The 1,187-nt window shown below is 63.1% G+C and carries 1 protein-coding gene and 1 pseudogene; both read left to right on the plus strand.

The genetic code is table 11. From position 1 onward, the window contains the following. On the plus strand, window positions 1-636 hold a 636-nt coding region (locus I5M_RS07235; RefSeq protein WP_022720789.1), incomplete at its 5' end, for an NAD(P)-dependent oxidoreductase. A gap of 73 nt (window positions 637-709) precedes the next feature. Then, window positions 710-1,187, plus strand: a pseudogene (locus I5M_RS07240) (hypothetical protein); the annotation flags it as partial.

The raw sequence follows: 1,187 nt of genomic DNA on the forward strand, positions 1-1,187 counted from the left end.
GATCCTGCCTCGAGCTCGGAAGTGTACCAGACGCCGCCGCAGGTCCCGACCGACGAGACCGCGCCGCTGCTGGTGCCCGATCCCACCAACCCGCGCTACTCNTATGGCGGCGGCAAGATCATCAGCGAGCTGATGGCGATCAATTACGGCCGCAAATTCTTCGACCGCGTGCTGATCTTCCGGCCGCACAATGTCTACGGTCCCGACATGGGCTGGGAGCACGTCGTTCCGCAATTCGCCAAGCGAGTGAAGGACGTCGCCGCCAAGCATCCGGACGGCAAGCTGCCTTTCGAAATGCAGGGTAACGGCCTGCAGACCCGCAGCTTCTGCCATGTCGACGATCTCGTCGCCGGCGTGCTGGTGATGCGCGACAAAGGCGAGCATCTCGGCATCTATCATGTCGGCACGCTGGAAGAGATCACCATCGCCGATCTCGCCACCCGCGTCGCCGCCCATGCGGGACGCGAGATCGAACTGATCGAACGGCCGGCGCCGGCCGGCGGCACCGAGCGCCGCTGCCCCGATATCGGCAAGCTCGCTAAGCTCGGTTATCAACCCAAGGTGCCACTGGCGCAGGGCCTCGGTCCGACGCTCGACTGGTATTGGGCCAACCAGCATCTGGCGCCCAAGGCCTGACCTTGTTCGCTACGAACTTGATCCCTTCCACCTAACCCTTTCCACTCCGACCCATTCCACAGGAGTTTCTGCGGTGTTTCCCAAAAAAGTCGCGCGTGGTGCCGGTAGCGGCGGAAGCGTCCCGGTCGAATGCTGCCAGATCTGCGGCCATGAAGATCTCGAGACCGTGCTGTCGCTGGGCTACATGCCCCCCGTCAACCAGATGGTCCCGGTCGGCGCCGTCCAGAAGCAGCAGATCTGGTTTCCGACCAATCTGCTGTACTGCCCGAACTGCGAACTGGTGCAGCTCGGCGTCGCCGTCGACCCGGTCATCATCTTCCCGCCGGAATATCCCTACACCAGCGGCATGACCCGCATCCTGCGCGAGAACTTCGCCAATCTCTACGCCGAAGCCTCGCAGATGCTGGGCCTGACCAAGGACGATCTGGCGATCGATATCGGGTCCAATGACGGCACGCTGATTCGAACTTCCAGAAAGGCGGTCACCGCATCCTCGGCATCGAGCCGACCGACGTGTCGAAGATCGCCAATCAGCGCGGCATCCCGACGCT

This window comes from Rhodopseudomonas sp. B29, assembly GCF_000333455.1.
Taxonomy (GTDB): domain Bacteria; phylum Pseudomonadota; class Alphaproteobacteria; order Rhizobiales; family Xanthobacteraceae; genus Rhodopseudomonas.